The sequence below is a fragment of the Achromobacter sp. KK8 genome (genome assembly GCF_054188005.1).
Window position 1 is genome coordinate 1,405,823 of record NZ_CM135178.1, and the last position, 23,048, is coordinate 1,428,870.

A 23,048-nucleotide genomic window follows, 5' to 3' on the forward strand; every position below is an offset into this window, starting at 1 on the left:
TGAAGATGCTGTGCGCAGCCTGTGGATAGATTGGACCCGGGATACGCGTGGATCGAGTCTGCACGCGGTTCCGGGACAGGCGGTGGTTTGAAAAAAGTGATCCCGGCAGGTGGTGGCGCACTATCGCCGCCGCGGCGACGCGAAGCCGTCCTGGCAGGGACTTGTGTACAAGCTGTGGAAAAGGCCTGAATATCGGTGGGCAAGCTGTTGACATGCTGTGCACAGCCTGTGGACAGCCTCGGCGATTCCCCAGGGAAACCGGGCTGGATCGCGCCAAGACAGGGCCCAGACGGCACAAAGCCCGGCAAGCGCAAGGCTTGCCGGGCTTTGTTGTTGACTGCCGCGAACGCGCGATCAGAACGGAATGTCGTCGTCCATGTCGGCCAGGTTGGCGCCGCCACCGGCGGGCGCGGCCTGCGGTGCCGGACGCTGTTGCGGCGCCGGGCGCTGGGCCGGGGCGCGTTGCTGCGGCTGGCGTGCCGGCGCGTCGTCGTAACCGCCGCCTCCGCCATAGCTGCCGCCACCGCCGCCGCCATCTTCGCGGCCGCCCAGCATCTGCATCTGGTCGGCTACGATTTCGGTGCTGTAGCGGTCAGCGCCGGTGTCCTTGTCCTGCCACTTGCGGGTCTTCAGGCGGCCTTCGATGTACACCGAGCGGCCCTTCTTCAGGTATTCGCCGGCGATCTCGGCCAGGCGGTTGTACATGACCACGCGGTGCCATTCGGTTTCTTCGCGGCGCTCGCCCGAGGCCTTGTCCTTCCAGGTGGAGGTGGTGGCGATGGACATGTTGCAGATTGCGGCCCCGTCGGGGCTGTAGCGGACTTCCGGGTCGCGACCCAGGTTGCCCACGAGAATGACTTTGTTAACCGATGCCATGCCGTTGTCCCTCTGTTGTTGACAGCCTGTGCCACGCGTTGCCGCGAGCGCGCCGGCAACAACATAAATAGCAATGTTGAAGACCGGCTTCATGAAACTCGCCGGTCACCGCCATGATGACCGGCGACGCCGGTGAAGCCCTAGTTTGCCTTCTATTATCGACGAAAAGCGCTTGCCACGCCAAACAGGAATGGTGACAAAGCCGTCCACCCAGGAAAACGATTTCACCGCTGTTGGACACCGTTGGCGACGCGATCCGCGACTTTCGCCGATGGCGCCAGATCAGGCCAGCGGCTTGAGGGCCCAGGTCACGGCCAGCCACACGGCGGCCAACACGGCGGCGCCGATGAACACCGCGCCAGCGCCGGAATGCGACGCCACCCAGCCGCCCAGCGCGCCGCCCGTGAACAGGCCCGCGGCCTGGGCAGTGTTATAGAACCCCAGCGCCAGGCCCTTGTAGGCCTGCGGCGCCACGCGCGACACCAGCGAAGGCTGCAATGCCTCGAGCACGTTGAAGGCCACGAAGAAGCCGGTCAGGGCCGCCGCCAGCGTGTAGAAACCGTGGCTGGCCGCCGGCAACAGCGCGCACACCAGCACCAGCCCGGCCACGGCGGCGCGCAGGGCGCCCCGGTGGGCGCGGCGCTTTTCGGCGACGAACACCACCGGCACCATCAGTACGAACGACACCAGGATCACCGGCAGGTAGACCTTCCACAACTCGCGCGCATCCAGGCCGCCGACCTTGGCCAGCAGCGCCGGCACCACCACGAACAGCGACACCTGAATCATGTGCAGCACGAACACGCCGAAATTCAGCCGCAGCAGGTCGGTGTGGGTCAGCACCTGGCGCGGACTGGCGGCCTGCAGGCTGCGGGCCTGTGTGCGCGGCACCACCGGCACCACCCAGCGCGCCACCGCCAGGCAGACCACGCCCAGGCAGGCGATGGTCCAGAACAGGCCCGACAGCCCCCACCAGCCCACCAGCACCGGCGACAGCACCAGCGAAGCGGCAAACGACAGGCCGATCGACCCGCCCACCATGGCCATGGCGCGGGTGCGCACTTCGTCCCGCGTGGCGTCGGCCAGCCAGGCGGTCACGGCGGCCGAAATGGCCCCGGCGCCCTGGATGGCCCGGCCGATGGTGATCCAGAACACGTCGTCGGCCTGCGCACAGACCACGCTGCCCGCCACGAACAGCAGCAGGCCGAACAACACCACGGGCCGGCGCCCCCAACGGTCCGACGCCAGCCCGAAAGGAATCTGCATGAACGCCTGGGTCAAACCGTACATGCCCAGCGCCAGCCCGACCCGGGCGGGGTCGTCGCCCCCGGGCAGGCCACGGGCGGCCACGGCGAACACCGGCAGCAACAGGAACAACCCCAGCATCCGGGCGGCGAACAAACCGGCCAGCGCCACGCTGGCGCGGCGCTCGGAGGGGGTCAATTTCAGTTTCGTGTCTGCCGGCATGCGGAATGTTCAACGATGACGTGGGCCGTCCGCGCGTGATTGTCATGCGCTTACGGTCTGATCTATGGCCTGAGGACTCGGCGCGCTATAGTACCAAGTTGGCCTTTGCAACCGCTTAAAAGAGCCCGATAGACGTGACCATACGCATTCGGGGTGCCCGCACCCACAATCTCAAGAACGTCTCGCTGGACCTGCCGCGCCACAAGCTGGTGGTGGTCACGGGCCTGTCCGGCTCGGGCAAGTCGTCGCTGGCGTTCGATACGCTTTATGCGGAAGGGCAGCGGCGCTACGTCGAAAGCCTGTCCGCGTATGCCCGCCAGTTCCTGCAACTGATGGACAAGCCCGACGTCGATCTGATCGAGGGCCTGTCGCCGGCCATCTCGATCGAGCAAAAGGCGGCGGGCCACAACCCCCGCTCCACCGTCGGCACCATCACCGAAATCCACGATTACCTGCGCCTTTTGTATGCGCGGGTCGGCACGCCCTATTGCCCGGACCATGGCCTGCCGCTGCAGGCGCAGAGCGTCAGCCAAATGGTGGACGCGGTGCTGTCCTGGCCGGCCGAAACACGGCTGGCGGTGCTGGCGCCCATCGCCCGCGGCAAGAAGGGCAGCTTCGAGGACGAATGCGCCAGCCTGCAGGCACAGGGCTATGTGCGCCTGCGCGTGGACGGCCAGATGGTCGAAATCGACGGCATGGCGCCGCTGAAGAAAACCGAGAAGCACGACATCGACGTGGTCATCGACCGCCTGCGCATCAAGCCCGAAAGCAAGCAGCGCCTGGCCGAGAGCTTCGAGACGGCGTTGCAGCTGGCCGATGGCCGCGCCCTGGCGCTGGACATGGACGGCGGCCGCGAACAGGTGTTCTCCAGCCGCTACGCCTGCCCGGTCTGCAGCCACAGCCTGCCGGAACTGGAGCCACGCCTGTTCAGCTTCAACAATCCGATGGGCGCCTGCCCCAGTTGCGACGGCATCGGCCAGGTGGGGTTTTTCGACCCCAAGCGCGTGGTCGCCTTCCCCGAACTGAGCCTGGCGGCCGGCGCCATCCGCGGCTGGGACCGCCGCAACGCCTTCACCCATTCGCTGCTGACCAGCCTGGCGGCGCACTACGAATTCGACATCGAGGCGCCCTTCGAGGACCTGCCAGAGGCGCTGCGCGACAAGGTGCTGTACGGCTCGGGCGACGAGGAAATCTCGTTCCTGTACCTGAACGAAAAGGGCCGCAGCACCGTCAAGCGCCACACCTTCGAAGGCGTGATCCCGAACCTGGAGCGCCGCTGGCGCGAAACCGATTCGGCCACCGTGCGCGAGGAGCTGGGCAAGTACCGCAACATCAAGACCTGCCCCGACTGCGGCGGCTCGCGCCTGCGGCCGGAAGCGCGCAACGTGCTGATCGGCCAGGATCCGCGTGGCGGCGAACGCCATGGCCAGGCCATCTATGAAGTCGAGGCGATGCCGCTGTCGACCTGCCTGGCGTGGTTCCGCGACCTGACGCTGGCCGGCGCCAAGCAGGAGATCGCGCAGCGCATCGTGCGCGAGATCGAGGCGCGCCTGAGCTTCCTGAACAACGTCGGCCTGAACTACCTGTCGCTGGACCGCAGCGCCGACACCATCTCCGGCGGCGAGGCCCAGCGCATCCGCCTGGCCAGCCAGATCGGCTCCGGCCTGACGGGCGTGATGTACGTGCTGGACGAACCCTCCATCGGCCTGCACCAACGCGACAACGACCGCCTCATCGGCACGCTGCAGCACCTGCGCGACCTGGGCAACAGCGTCATCGTGGTCGAGCACGACGAAGACATGATCCGCATGGCCGACTGGGTCGTGGACATGGGACCGGGCGCGGGCGAGCATGGCGGCGAAGTGGTGGCCCAGGGCGATCCCGAGACCGTGCAGCGCGACCCCAACTCGCTCACCGGCCAGTACCTGAGCGGCCAGCGCGCCATCGCCATCCCCAAGCGCCGCCCGGTCACCGACGACCTGCCCTGGCTGACGCTCACGGGCGCCAGCGGCAACAACCTCAAGAACGTCGACCTGCGCCTGCCCGCCGGCCGGCTGATCTGCGTCACCGGCGTGTCCGGCTCGGGCAAGTCGACCCTGGTCAACGACACGCTGGCGGTGGCGGTGTCGCGCCAGTTGCATCACGCCCAGAGCGAACCCGCCCCTTATGTCGCGATGCAGGGCCTGGAGAACTTCGACAAGATCATCAGCGTCGACCAGAGCCCGATCGGTCGCACCCCGCGCAGCAATCCGGCCACCTACACCGGCCTGTTCACGCCGATCCGCGAGCTGTTCGCGGGCGTGCCCGAGGCCCGCACCCGCGGCTACGACCCCGGCCGCTTCAGCTTCAACGTCAAGGGCGGGCGCTGCGAGGCCTGCCAGGGCGACGGCGTGGTCAAGGTCGAGATGCACTTCCTGCCCGACATGTACGTGCCCTGCGACGTCTGCCACGGCAAGCGCTACAACCGCGAAACGCTCGAGATCCGCTATCGCGGCCGCAACATCAGCGAAGTGCTGGACCTGACGGTCGAGCAGGCGCTGGAGTATTTCGAATCGGTGCCGGCGATCGCGCGCAAGCTGCACACGCTGATCGACGTCGGCCTGTCGTACATCCGGCTGGGCCAGAGCGCCACCACCCTGTCGGGCGGCGAAGCGCAACGCGTGAAGCTGTCGCAGGAACTGTCGCGGCGCAGCACCGGGCGCACCCTGTACATCCTGGACGAGCCCACCACCGGCCTGCATTTCCGCGACATCGAGCTGCTGCTGCAAGTGCTCAACCAGTTGGTCGACAGCGGCAACACCGTGCTCATCATCGAACACAACCTGGACGTCATCAAGACCGCGGACTGGCTCGTCGACATGGGTCCGGAAGGCGGCGACGGCGGCGGGCGCGTGGTGGCGCAAGGCACGCCGGAAGACGTGGCGGCCGCGCCGGAAAGCCATACCGGACACTATCTCGGCAAACTGCTGCGCCGCACGCCAGGCGGATAGGCGGCGCGGCATCACTTTAGGGGATCGGCATGTACACCTTGATCATCGGCAACAAGAATTACTCCTCCTGGTCGCTGCGTCCCTGGCTCGCGCTGCGCGCCACCGGCGTCGCCTTTACCGAACAGAAGCTCGGCCTGTTCACCGAGGCCTTCGCCCGCCACCTGGAGACGATCACGCCCGCCGGCCTGGTGCCGGTGCTGCTGGACGGCGACTTGGCGGTCTGGGATTCGCTGGCGATCTGCGAATACGTGGCCGAGCAGCGTCCCGAAGCCGGCCTGTGGCCGCAGCATGCGCGCGCCCGTGCCCGCGCCCGCTCGCTGGCCGCGCAGATGCACAGCGGTTTCGGCGCATTGCGCCAGGCGTTGCCGATGAACATCGAGGCGCACCTGCCCGGCCTTGACATCCCCGAGGCCGCGCGCCAGGACATTTCCCGCATGCATGCCATCTGGCAAGACACGCGCGCCGAGTTCGGCAAGGGCGGCCCGTTCCTGTTCGGCGCCTTCTCGATCGCCGATGCGTTCTTCGCGCCGGTGGTGTCGCGCTTCGTCACCTATGGCATTGCCGCGGCCGGCCCGGTGCGCGACTACATGGACGCGGTCCTGGCCTTGCCGGCGATGCAGGAATGGATGCGCGACGCGCGCGCCGAAGCCACCTTCGTCGAGGCCGACGAGCCTTACCGCAAGCACCGCTGACGCCGACGTCATCGTGTGGGGCCGTCAGCGGCCGGCCGGCTCGCGGGCTGGGGCCTGTGCGCGGCTCCTTTTAACGTCAACAGGCCCTACACCATGTCGAACAAGCGTTTGTGTTCGCGGATGGCATAGCGGTCGGTCATGCCGGCGATGTAGTCGGCGATGGCACGCGCCTGGTCATTGAATGTCGCGCGGCGATAGTCGGGCGGCAGCAGGCGCGGATCGTCCAGGAACGCGGCGAACAGCTCGCGCACGATACGGCGCGCCTTGGTGGTCATGCGCAGCACGCGGTAATGCCGATAAAGATTGTCGAACAGGAATTTCTTCAGTTCATCGGCCTCGCGCCGTATGCCGTCCGAAAACCCGGCCAGCGGCGGCGCGCGGCGCACGTCGTCGGCGCTGGCAGGCGCCGCGTCGCGAATGCGCGCCAGCGACGTGCGCGTCAGGTCGCCGATCAGCGTGTTGATCATGCGACGGATGGTCTCGGCCACCGCGCGGCGCGAAGCCAGATCGGGATAACGCGCCAGCACCTCGGCGTAATGGCGCTGGAAGATGGACACGCCCTGCAGCTGCTCCAGCGTGATCAACCCGGAGCGCAGCCCATCGTCGATATCGTGATTGTTGTAGGCCACTTCGTCCGCCAGGTTGGCGATCTGCGCCTCCAACGAAGGCTGGGTGCGCGCCAGGAAGCGCTCGCCCACCGCGCCCAGCTGCCGCGCATGGGCCGCCGAGCAGTGCTTGAGGATGCCCTCGCGGGTCTCGAAGCACAGGTTCAGTCCGTTGAAGTCGGCATAGCGTTCTTCAAGCTCGTCGACCACCCGCAGGCTCTGCAGGTTGTGCTCAAAGCCGCCAGCCTCGGGCGCCAGCTCGCGCATGCAGGCGTTGAGCTCGTCCTGGCCGGCATGGCCGAACGGCGTATGGCCCAGGTCGTGCGCCAGCGAAATGGCTTCGGTCAGGTCTTCGGACAGCCCCAGGCTGCGCGCCAGGGTGCGCGCGATCTGCGCCACTTCCAGGCTGTGTGTCAGCCGGGTGCGGAACAGATCCCCTTCGTGGTTCACGAAGACCTGGGTCTTGTACTCCAATCGCCGGAATGCGCTCGAGTGGACGATACGGTCGCGGTCGCGCTGGAATTCGCTGCGGTTCTCCGGCGCGGGTTCAGCATAGGTCCGGCCGCGCGATCGGGACGGGTCGGATGCATAGGAAGCCAGTTCTTTCATCTGCGACACCGTCTCTCCTGCGGTATTTACTGCGTGGTTCGGGCCAATACGGCGCGCACGGCATCGGCCGGCGCCGCCCGCATCATCGCTGCCCCGATGCGGCTCATGAGCACGTAGCGGATCTCGCCGCCCTCGGTCTTCTTGTCGACCTGCATCAGGTCCAGCCAGCGGTCGGCCCCCAGGTCGGGCGCGACCACGGGGCAGCCGATGGCCTCGACCAGGCCGCGTACACGGGCCACGTCGGCGCGCGGAAAGTCCGCCACATCCGCCGACAATTCCGCAGCCTGCACCATGCCACAGCCCACCGCCTCGCCATGCAGCCAGGCGCCATAGCCCAGGCCGGCCTCGATGGCGTGGCCGAAGGTATGGCCCAGATTGAGGATGGCGCGCAGGCCGGATTCGCGTTCGTCCTTGCCCACCACCTGCGCCTTCAGCTCGCAGGAGCGGCGGATGGCGTAGGCAACGGCCTGCGGATCCAGGCTGCGCAATTTCTGCGCATTCTGTTCGCACCACTCCCAGAACACCGGGTCCAGGATCAGGCCGTACTTGATGACCTCGGCCAGGCCCGCGGATACCTCGCGCGCCGGCAGCGTGGCCAGGACGGCGGTGTCGATCTCGACCGCCAGCGGCTGGTAGAACGCGCCGATCATGTTCTTGCCCAGCGGATGGTTGACGGCGGTCTTGCCGCCTACCGACGAGTCGACCTGGGCCAGCAGGGTGGTCGGCACCTGCACGAAACGCACGCCGCGCATGTACACCGCGGCGGCAAAGCCGGTCATGTCGCCGATCACGCCGCCGCCCAGCGCCACCAGCACGCAGCGGCGGTCCAGGCGATTGCCCAGCAGCGCGTCGAAGATCAGGTTGAGGGACTGCCAATCCTTGTACGACTCGCCGTCGGGCAATTCGATGCGCAGCACCCGCTTGCCGGTGCGCGCCAGCGCGGCTTCGGCGCGTTCGCCGTACAGCGCCGCCACGGTCGGATTGGTCACCACCGCGATGGCGGTGGCGTCGGCGGGAATGCTCTCGTCCAGGGCATCCAGGCGCCCCGGCGCGATGCGGATGGGGTACTGTCCGCCCGGGGTGTCGACCTCAACAACGTTCATATCTGCTTCTCGAAGGCTTGTAATTGCGGCAACAGCGCCTTGACCAGGGTGTGGATGGGCATGGAGCCGGTTTCCACCACCAGATCGGCGACTTCCTTGTAGAGCGGTTCGCGCAGGGTCATCAGGTCCCGCAGCGTGCCGCGCGGATCGGCGGTGGCCAGCAGGGGCCGGTTGCGATCGCGGCAGGTGCGGCGGAACAATTCGTCCACGCTGGCCCGCAAATAGACCACGATGCCACGCTCGCGCAGGCGCGCCCGGTTCTCGGCCGCCAGGATGGCGCCGCCACCGGTGGCGAGAATTATGTTGCGCCGTTGGGTACACTCTTCCAGGGCCGCGGATTCCCGGCGACGGAAACCGGTCTCGCCCTCGATTTCGAAGATTACCGGCACCCGCACGCCACAACGCGCCTCGAGCTCATGGTCCAGATCGATAAAATCGCGCCCCAGGGCACGCGCCAGGCCACGGCCGATCGTGGTCTTGCCCGCCCCCATCATGCCCACCAGGAAAATGGGCAGGTCGTGCGGCAACGACACGGCCCTGCCTGCGCACTCCGAAGCGCAGGGCGGGTTTTCGGGCGCCTCGCCAGTGGGCGCCAGGTCCGGATCGGCCTCCGGACATGAGTGAGCGGAAAAGTTCATGACGGCATTATCACATCTGCCGCCAAGTTGCCCGCGCGCCACACTGAACTATCTTGTTACAGAAACCGATCCGCCACGCTGAGGTGGGGCCGGAGATACCCGTAAAATCGCCGCGATGAGCAAGCCGCAGAATTCCTCCAAAAAAGACAAGTCCGCCAATAACGGTTCCCCGATATTGCGTTTTTTCGTCAAGACCGGCATTTTCTTTGCCGGCCTGTTCCTGTGCGGCGTGCTGCTGGCGGGCATGGCGCTGGCCCTGGCCTGGCCCAACCTGCCCGACCTGCACGCCATGACGGACTACCGCCCCAGGGTGCCGCTGCGCGTCTATACGGCGGACAAGGTGCTGATCGGCGAGTTCGGCGAAGAGCGCCGCAATGTGCTGCGCTTCAATGAAATCCCGGACGTGATGAAGTCCGCGGTGCTGGCGGCCGAAGACGACCGCTTCTACCAGCACGGCGGGATCGACTGGACCGGCGTGGTGCGCGCCGGCCTGACCAACCTGATCAACATGTCCAAGACGCAGGGCGCGAGCACGATCACCATGCAGGTGGCGCGCAATTTCTACCTGTCGTCCGAAAAGACCTATTCGCGCAAGTTCTACGAACTGCTGCTGACGTTCAAGATCGAATCGGAGCTCACCAAGGACCAGATCCTCGAGCTCTACATGAACCAGATCTACCTGGGCCACCGCGCCTACGGCTTCGCCGCCGCCTCGCGCACCTACTTCGGCAAGCCGCTGTCGGAAGTGACACCGGCCGAGGCCGCGATGCTGGCCGGCATCCCCAAGGCGCCTTCGCGTTTCAACCCGATCTCCAACCGCCCCCGCGCCGAGCTGCGCCAGCGCTACGTGCTGGGCCGCATGCTGTCGCTGGGCTACCTGACCGAGCCCGAGTACAAGACGGCGATGGCGCAGCAGATCGTCATGAAGTCCGCCGAAGGCACGCCCGCCGGCGGCTACAGCATCCACGGCGAGTACGTGGCCGAACTGGCGCGCCAGCTGCTGTTCAACGTGTACCAGGACAACGTCTATTCGCGCGGCATCAACATCTACACCACGGTCCAGTCCAAGGACCAGGAAGCGGCCTACCGCGCCGTGCGCGAAGGCGTGCTCGAATACACCCGCCGCGCGCCCTACCCTGGCCCCGAAGAACAGCTCGACCTGCCCGCGGGCACCGAGAACAACCCCCAGGCCCTGGACGAATTCCTGGATGGCGTCTTCGACAAGTTCAGCGACAGCGGCGACCTGCTGACCGCGGTGGTGTTGTCGGCCAGCCCCACCGAAGTGAAGCTGGCGCGCAGCTCGCGCGAGATCATCACCGTCACCGACAAGAAGGTGCTGGGCGTGGTGGCGCGCGCGCTCAACGACAAGGCCAAGCCCGAGCAGCGCATCAAGCGCGGCTCCGTGGTCTATATCCGCAAGCTGGGCGACAACTGGGAAATCATCAACCTGCCGTCGGTGCAGGCGGCCTTCGTCGCGCTGTCGCCGCAGGACGGCGCGATCCGCGCCATGGTTGGCGGCTTCGACTTCTATCGCGGCAACTTCAACCGCGTGACGCAGGCCTGGCGCCAGCCGGGCTCGAACATCAAGCCGTTCATCTACGCCGCGTCGCTCGAGCGCGGCCTGACGCCGGCCACGCAGATCTCCGACCAGCCGTTCGAACTGACCGCGGCGCAGACCGGCTCCAAGGCCTGGAACCCGAAGAACTACGGCAACCAGTACGAGCCCATGCTGACGCTGCGCCAGGGCCTGTACAAGTCCAAGAACATGGTCTCGATCCGCATCCTGCAGGCCATCGGCCCGCAGTACGCGCAGGACTACCTGACCCGCTTCGGCTTTGACAAGGCGCGCCAGCCCGCGGTGCTGCCGCTGGCGCTCGGCGCCGGCTCGGTGACCCCGCTGCAACTGGCCGGCGCGTTCTCGGTGTTCGCCAACGGCGGCTACCGCGTCACGCCCTACCTGATCGACCGTGTGACCGACAGCAGCGGCAAGATCGTGATGCAGGCCAAGCCCACCGTGGCCGGCGACGCCGCGGCCCGCGCCATCGACCCGCGCACCGCCTGGATCATGGACGACGTGCTGCGCGGCGTGGCCACCTACGGCACCGCCGCCCGCGCCCGCGTGCTGCTCAAGCGCAACGACATCGCCGGCAAGACCGGCACCACCAACGAATCCGTGGACGCCTGGTTCTCGGGCTACACGCCCTCGCTGGTGGCCACCGCCTGGCTCGGCTTCGACCAGCCCAAGTCGCTGGGTTCGCGCGAAACCGGCGGCGGCGTGGCCATGCCGATCTGGGTCGACTACATGCAGGACGTGCTCAAGGGCGTGCCGGAAGAAAAGCCGCGCCCCCGTCCCGACGGCATCATCGTCGAGAACGGCGAGTACTACTTCTCGGAATTCCCGCCCGGCCAGGCGGTAGCGCGGCTGGGGCTGCCGCAGGCTGACACGCTGGGTGAGTTCCTGAACGGCCTGAACAGCGACAGCGGCGAGGACAACCGCATCCGGGTCGCGCCGGGCGTGGGCACGCAGAACGCGCAGCCCTGGTCGCAGAAGATCCCGTTCTGAACGGAAAGAAAAAGGCCGGCGATTCGCCGGCCTTTTCGTTGGAGACTACAGGCGGATCGTGACGGGCACGCCCGCCGCCGCCGAACAGATCTGCGATAGCGCGTCCGGCAGATTCGGGCCGCCTCGGGTATCGTTCCAGTTCTGGCCGTCGTAGCGGTAATGGAAGCCGCCGCTGCGCGCGGCCACCCACAGTTCCTGCATGGCGGCCTGGCTGTTCACCACCACGTGGGTATTGTCCTCGAACACCATGGTCAGCACATTGCCGCTGCGGCTGGTTTCGACGTCGACGTCGAGCGAAGCCGCCCAGTCATCGGCCTGGCTTTCGATGCTGTCCAGCACCTGGTCGATCAACGCAAGAAATTCGGATTCGGTCATAATCGAGCCTGCAAGAATTACGGAGTTCCCAGTGTTCCAATTGGCATTCAGCCGCATGTCTCTTCGCATTGTAGCCACGCTCGTGGCGACCGGCATGGTTGCGGCCTGCGGCTACAAGGGTCCTTTGTACATGCCCACGCCTGATGGCAAGCCGCCCCCACCCGGGCAGCGCCAGTCCACGCCCCAGGTGCCTCAGATACCGGCCACCCCCACACTGCCATGACCGCCGCGTTCCCGGTTCCGCCCGAACTGGCCGGGCACCCCTACTTCCAGTACCGCAACAACGTGCTGTACGCCGAAGACGTGCCGCTGGACCATCTGGCCGGACAACTGGGAACGCCCCTGTACGTATACTCGCGCGCCGCGCTACGCGCCGCCTGGGACACCTATCGCAGCGCCGTTGGCCAGCGCCCCGTCCTGGTCTGCTACGGCATGAAGGCCAATTCCAACCTGGCCATCCTGAAGGAATTCGCCCGCCTGGGCGCGGGGTTCGACATTGTGTCCGGCGGCGAACTCAAGCGCGCCCTGGCCGCGGGCGCGGATCCCGCCAAAATCGTCTTTTCCGGCGTCGGCAAGCAGGTCTGGGAAATGCGCGCCGCCCTGGCTGCCGGCGTCATGTGCTTCAACGTCGAATCCGAGGCCGAACTGCAGCGGCTGTCCGACGTGGCCCAGGAAGCCGGGCAGCGTGCCCGGGTATCGCTGCGCGTCAACCCGGACGTCGATGCGCAGACCCACCCCTACATTTCCACCGGCCTGAAGGAAAACAAGTTCGGCATTCCCATCGGCGCGGCGCTGGACGCATATCGCAGCGCCCGCCTGCTGCCTGGCCTGGAAATCACGGGCCTGGATTGCCATATCGGTTCGCAGCTGACCGACATCAGTCCCTATTTCGACGCATTGGAAAAACTCCTCGATCTGGTCGCCGACCTCGAGGGCATCGGCATCCGCCTGTCGCACCTGGACCTGGGCGGCGGCCTGGGCATCCGCTACAACGACGAAATGCCGCCTTCGCCCAAGGCGCTGCTGGATCACGTGTTCCAACGCGTGCAGGCCCGCGGCCAGGATCATTTGCGGCTGGTACTGGAACCGGGCCGCTCGCTGGTCGGCAACGCCGGCGTGTTGTTGACCACGGTTCAGTACCTCAAGCACGGCGAGGCGCGCAATTTTGCCGTCGTCGACGCGGCCATGAACGACCTGCTGCGGCCGGCGCTGTATGACGCCTGGCATGGCCTGCAGCCCCTGCGCCCGCGCGCCGGCGACACGATCGACTACGACGTCGTCGGCCCGGTCTGCGAAAGCGCCGACTGGCTGGCACGCCAACGCGCGTTGGTGCTCGAGCAAGGTGACGTGCTGGCGCTGGAATCGGCCGGCGCCTATGGCATGACGATGGCAGGCAACTACAACACGCGCCCCCGTGCGGCCGAAATCATGGTCGACGGCGGCCACTACCATGTGGTGCGCCAGCGCGAGACCCTCGACGACCTGCTGCGCGGCGAGTCGACGTTGCCCTGATCCCTGCCCTGCGCCATGTGAAAAGGCCCCGAATGGGGCCTTTTCACATGGATGGAACAATCAGAGCTGGCCGTACGAGTGCAGCCCGGACAGGAACATGTTCACTCCCAGGAAGGCGAAGCCGGTGATCAGCAGCCCCGTCAGCGCCCAGTAGGCCGCCATCGTGCCGCGCAGGCCCTTGATCAGCCGCATGTGCAGCCAGGCCGCGTAGTTTAGCCAGACGATCAGCGCCCAGGTTTCCTTGGGGTCCCACTGCCAGTAGGCGCCCCAGGCGTCCGCGGCCCACAGCGCGCCCAGGATGGTCGCCACGGTGAAGAAGGCGAAGCCGATGGCGATGGCGCGGTACATGATATCGTCCAGCACCTCCAGCGGCGGCAGCGCGGCGGCGATGCGGCGCCGGCCCAGCAGGATGGCGCCGACGATCACCGCGCCGATGCCGAAATACAGCATCCAGGTGGCCGACAGGCCGTCGGTGCGGAACACCATGGGCTCGGCGCACAGCAGCACGCCCAGCACGAACAGCGGCGCCAGCTTGAGCCACGACGAGGTCTGGCCGTGCTGCTTGATCAGGTAGGCGAAACCGACCATGGCCGCCAGCGAGAAGGTGCCGTAGCCGATGAAGTTGGCAGGCACGTGCAGCTTCATCCACCAGCTCTTGAGCGCCGGCACCAGCGGCTGGATCTGGCCGGCATCGCGCGTGAACGAATACCACAGCAGGAATACGACCGCCGACGTCACCACCAGCAGCACGAAGCCACCCAGCGCGCGCGTGGCGTACTTGCGCTCGTAGTACAGGTAGAACAACGCCGTGATCAGCGCGAACAGCACGAACACTTCGTACAGGTTGCTGACCGGAATGTGGCCCAGGTCGGGGCCCATGAGGTGGCCTTCGCGCCAGCGCACCAGCAGGCCGGTCACGCCGGCGAACACCGCGCCCCAGGTCAGGGCGGTACCCAGCCAGGCCGCGGTCGGGCTGAAGAAACCGATCCAGTAGCAGACCATGGCCAGCGCGAACAGCGCGCTCATCCACAGGATGGCCGACTGCGACGAGAACAGGTATTTCAGGAAGAACACCTGCTCGGCCCGCGCCAGGTCGTTGCCGTAAAGCATCAGCGCCAGGCCGGCCGCGATGGCACAGGCCACCATCAGGCGGCGCAACGGGCGCCAGAGCCAGCCCATCCAGGCCAGCACGGGCACCGTGCCGCACAGGATGATCTTCTCGTAATAGTCCATGGCGCCGCTGAAGCGCGTCAGCGCGAAACCGGCGCCCGCCGCCAACAGCAGGAAGAAGACGATGTCGGTCCAGTCGGGCCGACCGCGTTGCGCGCGGCCGTCGCCGGTTTCCGACAGGCTTTCCTGCCAGAGGTTTTCAGGCGTGGGGGAATGCGTAGTGGTCGTCGTGGACATAGGAAACCTTAAGACCCTTTCTGGCGCAGCAGCGCCTGCTTGAAGCGATCGAACTCCTGATTGAAGTCGAGTGTACGCTTCTGCGACGTCATCGCCGCCAGGATGCCGCTGCCGCCTTCCTGCGGCTTGATCCAGATCCAGACGCGGCGATCCCGAATATAGAACATCGAAAACACCCCCAGGACCAGCAACAGGCTGCCCAGGTAGACCGTATTCTTGCCCGGCGTGCGGCTGACCTGGAACACGCTGGCCTGCACGTGGTTGAAATCAGCCAGAGAGAAGAACACCGGCGCCGGATAGACGGTCAGGTCGGACAGCGCCGCCACCGCCAGGCGCGACCACACTGCCGCGCGCTCGGCCTCGGGGCCCTCGGTCGGGACCGGCGGCAATCCGGCGCGCTCGCGCTCGACCGCCCGCAATTCGTTCATGCTGGCGCCGATCAGTCGGATGACCACGTCCGCGGCGCGCTCCAGGTCGGCGGCCGGCGTGTTGGCCTGCAGGAACGCGGCGACGGCCTGCAGGCCGCCGGAAGCATAGGTTTCCAGGGCGCGCTCGGCGGCCGTCTGCAAGGGCTGGCGGTCCGCGCCGCTCGGGCTGTTGCGTTCGGCGAAGCGGCGCGCCGCCTCCTGCCGCGCCGCCGGATCGGCCAGCGTGGCGCGCAAACGCATGAACTCCGCCACCGAACTGTCGTCGTCGGCCGGAATCCGCAGGTAACGGAAGGGCTCGGACGCGTTGTTGCGCACACCAGCCAGGAACACGCTGGCGCCGTCCAGCTGCACCGGCAACATGTAATTCTGGAATTCATGCGCCTGGCCCGCGTCGTCGATCAGCTTGTATTCGACGCTGGGGCCCACGTTGCGCAGGTTTTCGTTCTTCTTGCCCGCCGCGCTGCCGGCCACCGAGGCGACGTGCTCGGCGAAGCTCTGGTTGCCCCCCTTGGGCTCGCCACCGGTCAGGTCCTCGACGTTGATCGGACGCAGGGCCGTGATTTCCACGTTCATGCTGCGCGGGCCGCGCGCAGTGTGAGCGGTTACTCCGGCGGTCTTGCCCACGGTGCCGTCGACATTGAACGTGGCGCTGTCCGCGCCCACCAGCGGGTAGCCCTTGAGCACCACCGTGCTGCCGCCATCGTCGAAGCTGGACTGGTAGACCGTCATGCCCTTGAAGCGCAGCGGCTCATTGACTTCGATGGTCGAGTCGAACGACTTGCCGGTATCGGGATCCGTCACTTCCACTTCGCTGGCGAAGCGGCTGGGCATACCGGTCGAGTAGTAATCGACGATGAATTTCTTCAACTTCAACGTGAAGGGCATGGGCTGCACCAGGGCGCCGTCGCCCACCATCACCACCGCCGTGCTGGCCTGGCCGTTCTCCGGGACCAGCACGCTGGCGCGGAAGCTGGGATTGTTGACCGACAGGCGGCCGCTTTCCGGCACTTCCGAGATCAGCATGTTCTCGACGATCGGCTTCTTGCCGCCGAACATGACCTGCAGGCGCACCGGCAGCTCGCTGTCGAGCAGGCCGCCGACACAGATGATGACCATGGCGGCGTGGGCGAATACGTAGCCCAGCCGGTTTGCGCTGCCCTTCTTGGCCGCCAGCAGCACGCCGGTGCTGTCCTGGCGCTCGCGCACCGCATAGCCCATGCGCTTGAGCAGCGCCGTCAGGCCGGCCGCGGTCTGCGGCACGTCGCTGGGCGCGTCGGTCTCGACGCGGTGCGGGAAGGCCCGCAGGCTGCCGCCGCGCACGTGTTCGCGGAACGAACGCGCATCACGCAGCATCTTGGGCGCGTTGCGGATCAGGCAGACCGAAGTCGAGATCACCAGGAACGCCATGATCAGCAGGAACCACCAGCTGTTGTAGACGTGCCAGATCGAGAACTTGTCGAACACCTCGAACCAGAACGGGCCGAACTGGTCGATGTAGTTATTGGACGACCGGTTCTGCTGCAGGACCGTCCCCACCAGGCTGGCCACGCAGATGAACATCAGCAGGCTGACGGCGAACCGCATCGAGCCCAGCAATTCGAACAGATCGCGGGGCAGGCTGCGCAGGGAGGGACGGGAGTGTGTCTGAGTCGAATTCATGAAAAAAGGGGGGCCGCGCAATCGGCTACCCCCCTCGTAGACAGCGCGTGGCGGGACCAGGTTCCGCCATGCTCAGGTTTGCGTGAACGCGGACCAGCCGCGCGCATTGCCGGCAGGTGGTTACCGCAAGCCGGCCGCGTAGTCCGCCACGGCCTTGATGTCGGCATCCGACATCCGGTCGGCCACGGCGTGCATCACGTCGTTGGCGCGATCGCCGCTGCGGAACAGCTTGAGCTGCTCTTCGATGTACATGGGAAACTGACCCGACAGCCGGGGGTACTGGCCCGGAATGCCCGCGCCATTGGCAGAATGGCATGCGGCACAAGCCGGAACATTGCGCTCGGGCAAACCGCCGCGCCAGATCTTTTGACCCAGATCAACCAACTTCTCCTGGCCGGCGGTGGCCGGCTCTTTCAGCGGCTGCTGCGCCAGGTACAGCGCGATGTTCTGCATGTCGGCCGGCGTCAGGTTCTGCGCCATGGCGGTCATGGGAGTGGGATTGCCGCCGGGCCCGTTGCGCACAGGCAGCTTGGCGCCCTGCTTGACCTGGAAGTCGGTCAGCTGCTTGACCAGGTATTCGTGGGGTTGCGCGGCCAGGTTGGGATTCACCGGGATGGTGCTGTTACCCGCCGCGCCATGACAGGACGCACAGGCGATGATGCCGCGCGAGGCGTCGCCCTGGTCAAACAGCTGCCCGCCCTTGGCGGCATCTGGCTTGGCCGGACCCGCGGCGCCTTCGGCGGCGAGACTCGTAGTAGAAAAGGCGGAGGCGCCGAGCAACAGCCCGCTCGCAACCAACATCCGGGACAGCACACGCTTCATGAAGACCTCGACGATCACATCGATCAAGGCGCAAAAAGGCGCCCACGCCTGCCCGCACATCTGGAAAACCGTATCGAACCTGATTTGCCCGATTGCCTGCTCGTCAAAGGCGCAAGTACCTGGGAAACCGGATGTCCGGCTGGTACGAAATACCCTCAACGGTAAGCAAAAGAGACGGCTCCGCGCACGGGGACCACTGTTGCAAACGCCGGATTATACAATAGGGCTCGAAACCAACCGTATCCAAAGCCACCCGTGTCCCTCCTACATCGCGCCTCTTTCCTTACGTCGGCCGCTCGCCTCGACCAGTTGCCGCCTCCTGACGCGCCCGAGGTTTGCTTCGTCGGCCGCTCCAACGCCGGCAAGTCCACGGCCATCAACGTGCTGTGCAACCAGCGCCGTCTCGCCTTCTCGAGCAAGACGCCGGGCCGCACGCGGCTCATCAACATGTTCGGCCTGCCCGACCCGCTGGATCCGGAAGGCCACATCGGCTACCTCGTCGACCTGCCCGGCTACGGCTACGCGTCCGTGGCCCGCGACGAAAAGGAAAAGTGGGCCGACATCCTGGGCGGCTACCTGCGCGACCGCGAATCGCTGGCCGGCATCGTGCTGCTCATCGACATCCGCCGCGGCGTCACCGAACTGGACCGCCGCCTGGCCAACTTCATCGCCCCCACCGGCCGTCCGGTGCTGGCGCTGCTCACCAAAGCCGACAAGCTGCCTTACGGCCAGCGCGTGCGCACCGTGTTCTCGGTGCGCAAAGACCTGGCGGACATCGGCGCCCTGCACACCATCCCCTTCTCGGCGCCGGAGCGCATCGGCCTGGAAGAAGCTGGCGCGCACATAGAAAACTGGATTTCTCCCAAGGTCGTACCATGAACCCGCAGATCATCACCCCCGACTTCCCGGTTTCCCGCCCCCGCCGCCTGCGCCGCGACGACTACACCCGCCGCCTGGTGCGCGAGAACGCCCTCACCGTCAACGACCTGATCTATCCGGTCTTCGTGGCCGAGGGCAATGGCCTGAAGCAGCCTGTTGCGTCGCTGCCGGGCGTGGTGCGCTATTCGCTGGACACGCTGCTGCCGGTGGCCGAGGAATGCGTGGCCCTGGGCATCCCGGTGCTGTCGCTGTTTCCCGCCATCGACCCGGCGCTCAAGACGCCCGACGGCATCGAGGCCACCAACCCCGACGGCCTGATCCCGCGCGTGGTGCGCGAACTCAAGAAGCACTTCCCCGACCTCGGCGTGCTGTGCGACGTGGCGCTGGACCCGTACACCAGCCACGGCCAGGACGGCGTCATCGATGAAAACGGCTACGTCGTCAACGAGCCGACCGTCGAGATCCTCGTCAAGCAGGCCCTGACGCAGGCCGCGGCCGGCGTCGACATGGTCGCCCCCAGCGACATGATGGACGGCCGCATCGGCGCCGTGCGCCGCGCGCTCGAGGCCAACGGCTACATCCACACCCAGATCATGGCCTACTCGGCCAAGTACGCCAGCGCCTTCTACGGCCCGTTCCGCGATGCCGTCGGTTCCGCCACCAACCTGGGCAAGTCCAACAAGATGGCCTACCAGATGGACCCGGGCAACCTGGACGAAGCGCTGCGTGAAGTGGCCGCCGACCTGCAGGAAGGCGCCGACATGGTCATGGTCAAGCCCGGCATGCCCTACCTGGACGTGCTGCGCCGCGTCAAGGACACCTTCCGCGTGCCGACCTTCGCCTACCAGGTGAGCGGTGAATACGCGATGATCAAGGCGGCCTCGGCCAATGGCTGGCTGGATCATGACAAGGTCATGATGGAAGCGCTCCTGGCATTCAAGCGCGCCGGCGCCGACGGCATCCTGACGTACTTCGCGATCGAAGCGGCGCGGCTGCTCAAGCAGCAGCGCTGATCGCGGCTGGCGGGGGCCTGCTCGGCCCAGCCCCGCTCGTCATCCGCGCGCCCCGGCATGAAACGCGCCCATGCAACGCGCCAACTACCGGCGGGCCCTTGCGGCCGCCGCGGTTTCAACGCGACGCCAGCGCGCCGCGGCGCAGGCCCAGCCAGGTGCCGCTGAGAATGCAGGCCAGCCCCGCCACGTGCACCAGCGTGACGTGCTCGTCCAGGAACAGCGCGGCGAACAGCAGGCCGAAGATCGGCAGCCAGTTCACGAACAGCGCGGCGCGGCTGATCCCCAGCCTGGCAATGCCCGCGTTCCACAGGATGTTGCTGACGCCCGAGGCGATCACGGCCGAGAACAGCAGCACCAGCCACGGCCACCACGTCATGCTCCAGTTGTCCGCGTCATAGGACGACGGCGTCATGGCCGCATGCGCCATCAACATCAGGCCGCCGGCCAAGTACATGTACCAGAGCATCGCCAGCGGATCGAGCGTGCGCGAGATGCGCTGGATCACCAGCCCGCCGAACACGAACACCGCCACCGCCAGGAACACGATGGCGTCGCCCCAACCGGTCAGGCCGATTTGCGCGCCGCTGCCCACCACCACCATGGCCACGCCCGCCAGCCCCAGCAAGGCGCCGGCGATCCGCAGCCATGTCAGCCGCTCGCGATAGAACAGCGCCGCCAGCAGCGCCGACAGCAAGGGACTGGTGGCCATCAGCAGCGTGCCGTTGGCGGCCGACGAGAACTGCAGCCCGTACACCAGCGCGGTCTGGTGCGCATACACCACCAGGAAGCCGGCCAGCGCGACCCAGGCCAGTTCCACGCGCCCCAGCCTCGGAATGCGGCCGCGACGCGCCTTGACGATGAGGGTGACGGCAACGAACGCCACCACGATCCGCAAGGCCGCCAGGGCGCGGATATCCATGTGCTGCGTCAGGTACTTGATGGAGACGATGTTCAGGCCCCAGGTGGCCATGACGAACATCAGTTGCAGATAGATCAGACCGGTGCGGTCCTGGCTTGCATCGACTGTCGAAGACGTCACGGGCGCCGGCCTGAGGGGTTGGAGGCGCCGCCCACGCGGCGCGAACCCTCATGGTAGCGGCCGGCCGCCGCTCAGCGCAATAGCACGCGATCCAGCGATTCGGTGAAACGCTTGGCGTCCTGGAAGCCCACGACACGGGCGTCCGGCAGCTCCTTGCCGCCGGGCGCGAAGAACATGATCCCCGGCGGGCCGAACAGGCGGAAACGCTTGAGCAGCGCACGGTCATCGGCATTGTTGGCGGTGACGTCGGCCTGCACCAGCAGCATGCCGGCCATGCGTTGCGCCACGCCCGGATCGGTGAAGGTGAAGCGCTCCATCTCGCGGCACGACACGCACCAGTCGGCGTAGAAGTCCAGCATCACCGGCTGCGTGCTCGCGGCCAGCAGCGCGTCCAGCTCGGCGTTGTTGCGCACGCGCTTGAATTGCACCTCGCCGGCATGCGCGGCGGCGCCCGAGGCCGCCGGGCCGCCGGAAGCAAAGTGCGACAGCGGCTGCAGCACGTCGCGGCCGCCGCTGGCCGCGCCGACCAGCCACGCGGCCGCGGCCAGGGCCAGCAACAGGCCGACGCCCTTGCCGAACATGCGCGCCGAGCCGGCGCCCGCCGGCAACGCGTCGAACGCGCGCAGCATCACGGCGCCGACGATCGCCAGGAAGGCCCAGCCGGTCATCTGCACCCAGGTCGGCACCACCGGAATCAGCATCCACCACGCGGTCGCCAGCAGCAGCATGCCGAACAGCCGCTTGACGCCATCCATCCACGGCCCGGCCTTGGGCAGCAACGCGCCCGACGAGGCGCCGACGATCAGCAGCGGCACGCCCATGCCCCACGCCATCGCGAACAGGGCCGAGCCCCCCAGCACCACGTCGCCGGTCTGCGAGATGTACAGCAACGCGCCGGCCAGCGGCGCGGCCACGCACGGCCCGACGATCAGCGCCGACAGCGCGCCCATCAGCAACGCGCCGGTGTAACGGCCGCCGCGAATGCGCGACGAGCGCTCGGCCAGCCGCGCCTGAATGCCGGACGGCATCTGGAAGGTGAAGGCATCGAACATCGCCAGCGCCAGCACCGCCAGCAGGATCGCGAACAGCGTCAGGATCCACGGCGTCTGCAGCCACGCGGCCAGGCCCGCGCCGCTCAGGCCGGCGGCCACGCCCAGCGCGGTGTAGACCACCGACATGCCCAGCACGTAGGTCGCCGCCAACGCCAGGCCACGGCCGCGCGTCGGGCGTTCCTGGCTGGCGCCGCCCAGCACGATCGACGACAGGATGGGAATCATGGGCAGCACGCAGGGCGTGAACGCCAGCAACAGGCCCAGCACCAGGAACACGCCGGCCGTCTTGATCCAGCCCAGCCCGCCCAGGGCATCGGCCAGGCCGGTGTCGCCCGCGTTCACCAGCGCGCTCAGGCCGCCGCCCGATGCCGCCGGCGCGGCCGAGGCGCCACCGCCGCCCGCCAGCGCGTAGCCGCCCGCCACCGGCGTCAGCTTCACACTGCTGTCCATCGGCGGATAGCACAGGCCGGCATCGGCGCAGCCCTGCCCGGTCAGCGTCAGCGTGAACGGCTGGCCACCGGGCGTCACCGGCACCCGGATCACCACGTCCTGGTGATAGACCTCCATGTCCTTCTCGAAGGTCGGGTCGTACTTGACCTCGCCCTTGGGGTATACCGGCTCGCCCAGGGTAACCGCGCCCAGGGGGCTGATGCTGATGCCGAAGCGCTCGCGGTACATGTAATAACCCGGCGCCACCCGGAAGCGCAGCTCGACGGTATCCGGCGTGGCCATCGCCGCGCTGAAGACGAAGGCCTTTTCCGGCTCGAGGAACTCGGCCTCGGCGCGCGCCGGCGCGTTCCAGGCCAGCCACAGCAGCGCCATGGCCAGCGCCGCCAGCAACTTGGGAAAAAAGGCACGCATCGGCGCGTGGAGCCGGACCGCGGGTTGCAACATCAGTCTCTCTTGTTCTGCACGGCGGCCGTCTGCTGGCGCACCCAGTCGAGATAGGGCGCGGCGCCGCCGATGACCGGCAGCACGATGATTTCGGGCACGTCGTAGGGATGCATCTGCGCCAGGGCCTGGACCACGGCCTGGTGGCGCGCGTAGGTGGTCTTGATGTGGATGGGGATTTCCTCGGCCCCTTCCACCTCGCCTTGCCACTGGTAGATGGACAGGCCCGGCGCGCCAAGGTTCACGCAGGCCGCCAGGCCATCTTCGACCAGCACGTGGGCGATACGCTTGGCCAGCAACAGATCCGGCGCGTTGCTGATGACCAGCACGACGTCGTCATCGCGCAACATGGAGCCTCCTGGGAATACCCGTGTCGGATGTAACTCGGGGTATTTTATCGATATTGCCGCCCGCGTCCGCCCACAATC

The 23,048-nt window shown here is 67.1% G+C and carries 19 protein-coding genes; 7 read left to right on the forward strand and 12 right to left on the reverse strand.

The features are described from left to right. Positions 1–354: 354 nt before the first annotated feature. Entirely contained in the window at positions 355–876 is a 522-nt protein-coding gene (ssb, locus tag ACVN9Z_RS06485; RefSeq protein WP_026382027.1) for a single-stranded DNA-binding protein, read from the reverse strand. A gap of 282 nt (positions 877–1,158) precedes the next feature. Beyond that, complete coding sequence (locus ACVN9Z_RS06490; protein WP_024070768.1) at positions 1,159–2,343, reverse strand: MFS transporter; 1,185 nt, start codon at positions 2,341–2,343, stop codon at positions 1,159–1,161. A 134-nt stretch (positions 2,344–2,477) separates the two neighbouring features. Between ACVN9Z_RS06490 and uvrA the strand changes: the two genes are divergently transcribed. Together uvrA and ACVN9Z_RS06500 are read left to right on the forward strand one after the other, a co-directional pair. Next, positions 2,478–5,333, forward strand: a complete 2,856-nt coding sequence (gene uvrA, locus ACVN9Z_RS06495) for an excinuclease ABC subunit UvrA (protein ID WP_020925836.1) — start codon at positions 2,478–2,480, stop codon at positions 5,331–5,333. A 29-nt stretch (positions 5,334–5,362) separates the two neighbouring features. Beyond that, complete coding sequence (locus ACVN9Z_RS06500; protein ID WP_070780607.1) at positions 5,363–6,025, forward strand: glutathione S-transferase family protein; 663 nt, start codon at positions 5,363–5,365, stop codon at positions 6,023–6,025. Positions 6,026–6,111: 86 nt separating this feature from the next. Here ACVN9Z_RS06500 and ACVN9Z_RS06505 read toward each other — a convergent pair whose 3' ends face one another. The 3 genes from ACVN9Z_RS06505 to ACVN9Z_RS06515 are packed head-to-tail and all read right to left on the reverse strand — an operon-like array spanning position 6,112 to position 8,980. Next, positions 6,112–7,239, reverse strand: a complete 1,128-nt coding sequence (locus ACVN9Z_RS06505) for a deoxyguanosinetriphosphate triphosphohydrolase (protein ID WP_006389660.1) — start codon at positions 7,237–7,239, stop codon at positions 6,112–6,114. Between the two features lie 26 nt (positions 7,240–7,265). After that, positions 7,266–8,342 carry a 3-dehydroquinate synthase gene (aroB, locus tag ACVN9Z_RS06510; RefSeq protein WP_020925833.1) on the reverse strand — a complete coding sequence of 359 codons (1,077 nt, stop codon included), beginning with the start codon at positions 8,340–8,342 and terminating at the stop codon, positions 7,266–7,268. Further along, entirely contained in the window at positions 8,339–8,980 is a 642-nt protein-coding gene (locus tag ACVN9Z_RS06515) for a shikimate kinase (RefSeq protein WP_006389658.1), read from the reverse strand. The genes aroB and ACVN9Z_RS06515 overlap by 4 nt, the downstream gene beginning before the upstream one ends. Before the next feature lie 115 nt (positions 8,981–9,095). Between ACVN9Z_RS06515 and ACVN9Z_RS06520 the strand changes: the two genes are divergently transcribed. Further along, positions 9,096–11,543, forward strand: a complete 2,448-nt coding sequence (locus tag ACVN9Z_RS06520) for a penicillin-binding protein 1A (RefSeq protein WP_054440649.1) — start codon at positions 9,096–9,098, stop codon at positions 11,541–11,543. Between the two features lie 45 nt (positions 11,544–11,588). Here ACVN9Z_RS06520 and cyaY read toward each other — a convergent pair whose 3' ends face one another. Beyond that, entirely contained in the window at positions 11,589–11,918 is a 330-nt protein-coding gene (gene cyaY / locus ACVN9Z_RS06525; protein ID WP_006389656.1) for an iron donor protein CyaY, read from the reverse strand. Positions 11,919–12,012: 94 nt separating this feature from the next. Between cyaY and lptM the strand changes: the two genes are divergently transcribed. Together lptM and lysA are read left to right on the forward strand one after the other, a co-directional pair. After that, positions 12,013–12,141, forward strand: coding sequence for an LPS translocon maturation chaperone LptM (lptM, locus tag ACVN9Z_RS06530; RefSeq protein ID WP_230846584.1), 129 nt, complete (start codon positions 12,013–12,015; stop codon positions 12,139–12,141). Beyond that, the gene (gene lysA, locus ACVN9Z_RS06535; protein ID WP_054515670.1) at positions 12,138–13,430 is read left to right on the forward strand and encodes a diaminopimelate decarboxylase; all 1,293 of its coding nucleotides are present in this window, start codon (positions 12,138–12,140) and stop codon (positions 13,428–13,430) included. The genes lptM and lysA overlap by 4 nt, the downstream gene beginning before the upstream one ends. A gap of 60 nt (positions 13,431–13,490) precedes the next feature. Here lysA and ccsB read toward each other — a convergent pair whose 3' ends face one another. From ccsB to ACVN9Z_RS06550, 3 genes are all read right to left on the reverse strand, one after another. Continuing rightward, complete coding sequence (gene ccsB, locus ACVN9Z_RS06540; RefSeq protein ID WP_006389653.1) at positions 13,491–14,837, reverse strand: c-type cytochrome biogenesis protein CcsB; 1,347 nt, start codon at positions 14,835–14,837, stop codon at positions 13,491–13,493. A gap of 8 nt (positions 14,838–14,845) precedes the next feature. Continuing rightward, a complete protein-coding gene (locus ACVN9Z_RS06545; RefSeq protein ID WP_458213261.1) occupies positions 14,846–16,924 on the reverse strand; it encodes a cytochrome c biogenesis protein ResB in 2,079 nt (692 codons plus the stop codon). Positions 16,925–17,044: 120 nt separating this feature from the next. Next, positions 17,045–17,746: a c-type cytochrome gene (locus ACVN9Z_RS06550; RefSeq protein ID WP_026382019.1), complete on the reverse strand. Its 702-nt coding sequence runs from the start codon at positions 17,744–17,746 to the stop codon at positions 17,045–17,047. 255 nt (positions 17,747–18,001) lie between these two features. Between ACVN9Z_RS06550 and yihA the strand changes: the two genes are divergently transcribed. Both yihA and hemB read left to right on the forward strand, forming a co-directional pair. Next, positions 18,002–18,625, forward strand: a complete 624-nt coding sequence (gene yihA, locus ACVN9Z_RS06555) for a ribosome biogenesis GTP-binding protein YihA/YsxC (protein ID WP_006389648.1) — start codon at positions 18,002–18,004, stop codon at positions 18,623–18,625. Continuing rightward, complete coding sequence (gene hemB / locus ACVN9Z_RS06560) at positions 18,622–19,638, forward strand: porphobilinogen synthase (RefSeq protein ID WP_006389646.1); 1,017 nt, start codon at positions 18,622–18,624, stop codon at positions 19,636–19,638. Before yihA ends, hemB begins: the two co-directional genes overlap by 4 nt. 115 nt (positions 19,639–19,753) lie before the next feature. Here hemB and ACVN9Z_RS06565 read toward each other — a convergent pair whose 3' ends face one another. The 3 genes from ACVN9Z_RS06565 to cutA form a co-directional block, all read right to left on the reverse strand. After that, positions 19,754–20,617: a DMT family transporter gene (locus ACVN9Z_RS06565; RefSeq protein WP_458213506.1), complete on the reverse strand. Its 864-nt coding sequence runs from the start codon at positions 20,615–20,617 to the stop codon at positions 19,754–19,756. Between the two features lie 131 nt (positions 20,618–20,748). Beyond that, entirely contained in the window at positions 20,749–22,590 is a 1,842-nt protein-coding gene (dsbD, locus tag ACVN9Z_RS06570; protein WP_458213507.1) for a protein-disulfide reductase DsbD, read from the reverse strand. Positions 22,591–22,622: 32 nt separating this feature from the next. Next, a complete protein-coding gene (gene cutA / locus ACVN9Z_RS06575) occupies positions 22,623–22,970 on the reverse strand; it encodes a divalent-cation tolerance protein CutA (protein WP_020925825.1) in 348 nt (115 codons plus the stop codon). Positions 22,971–23,048: the final 78 nt, after the last annotated feature.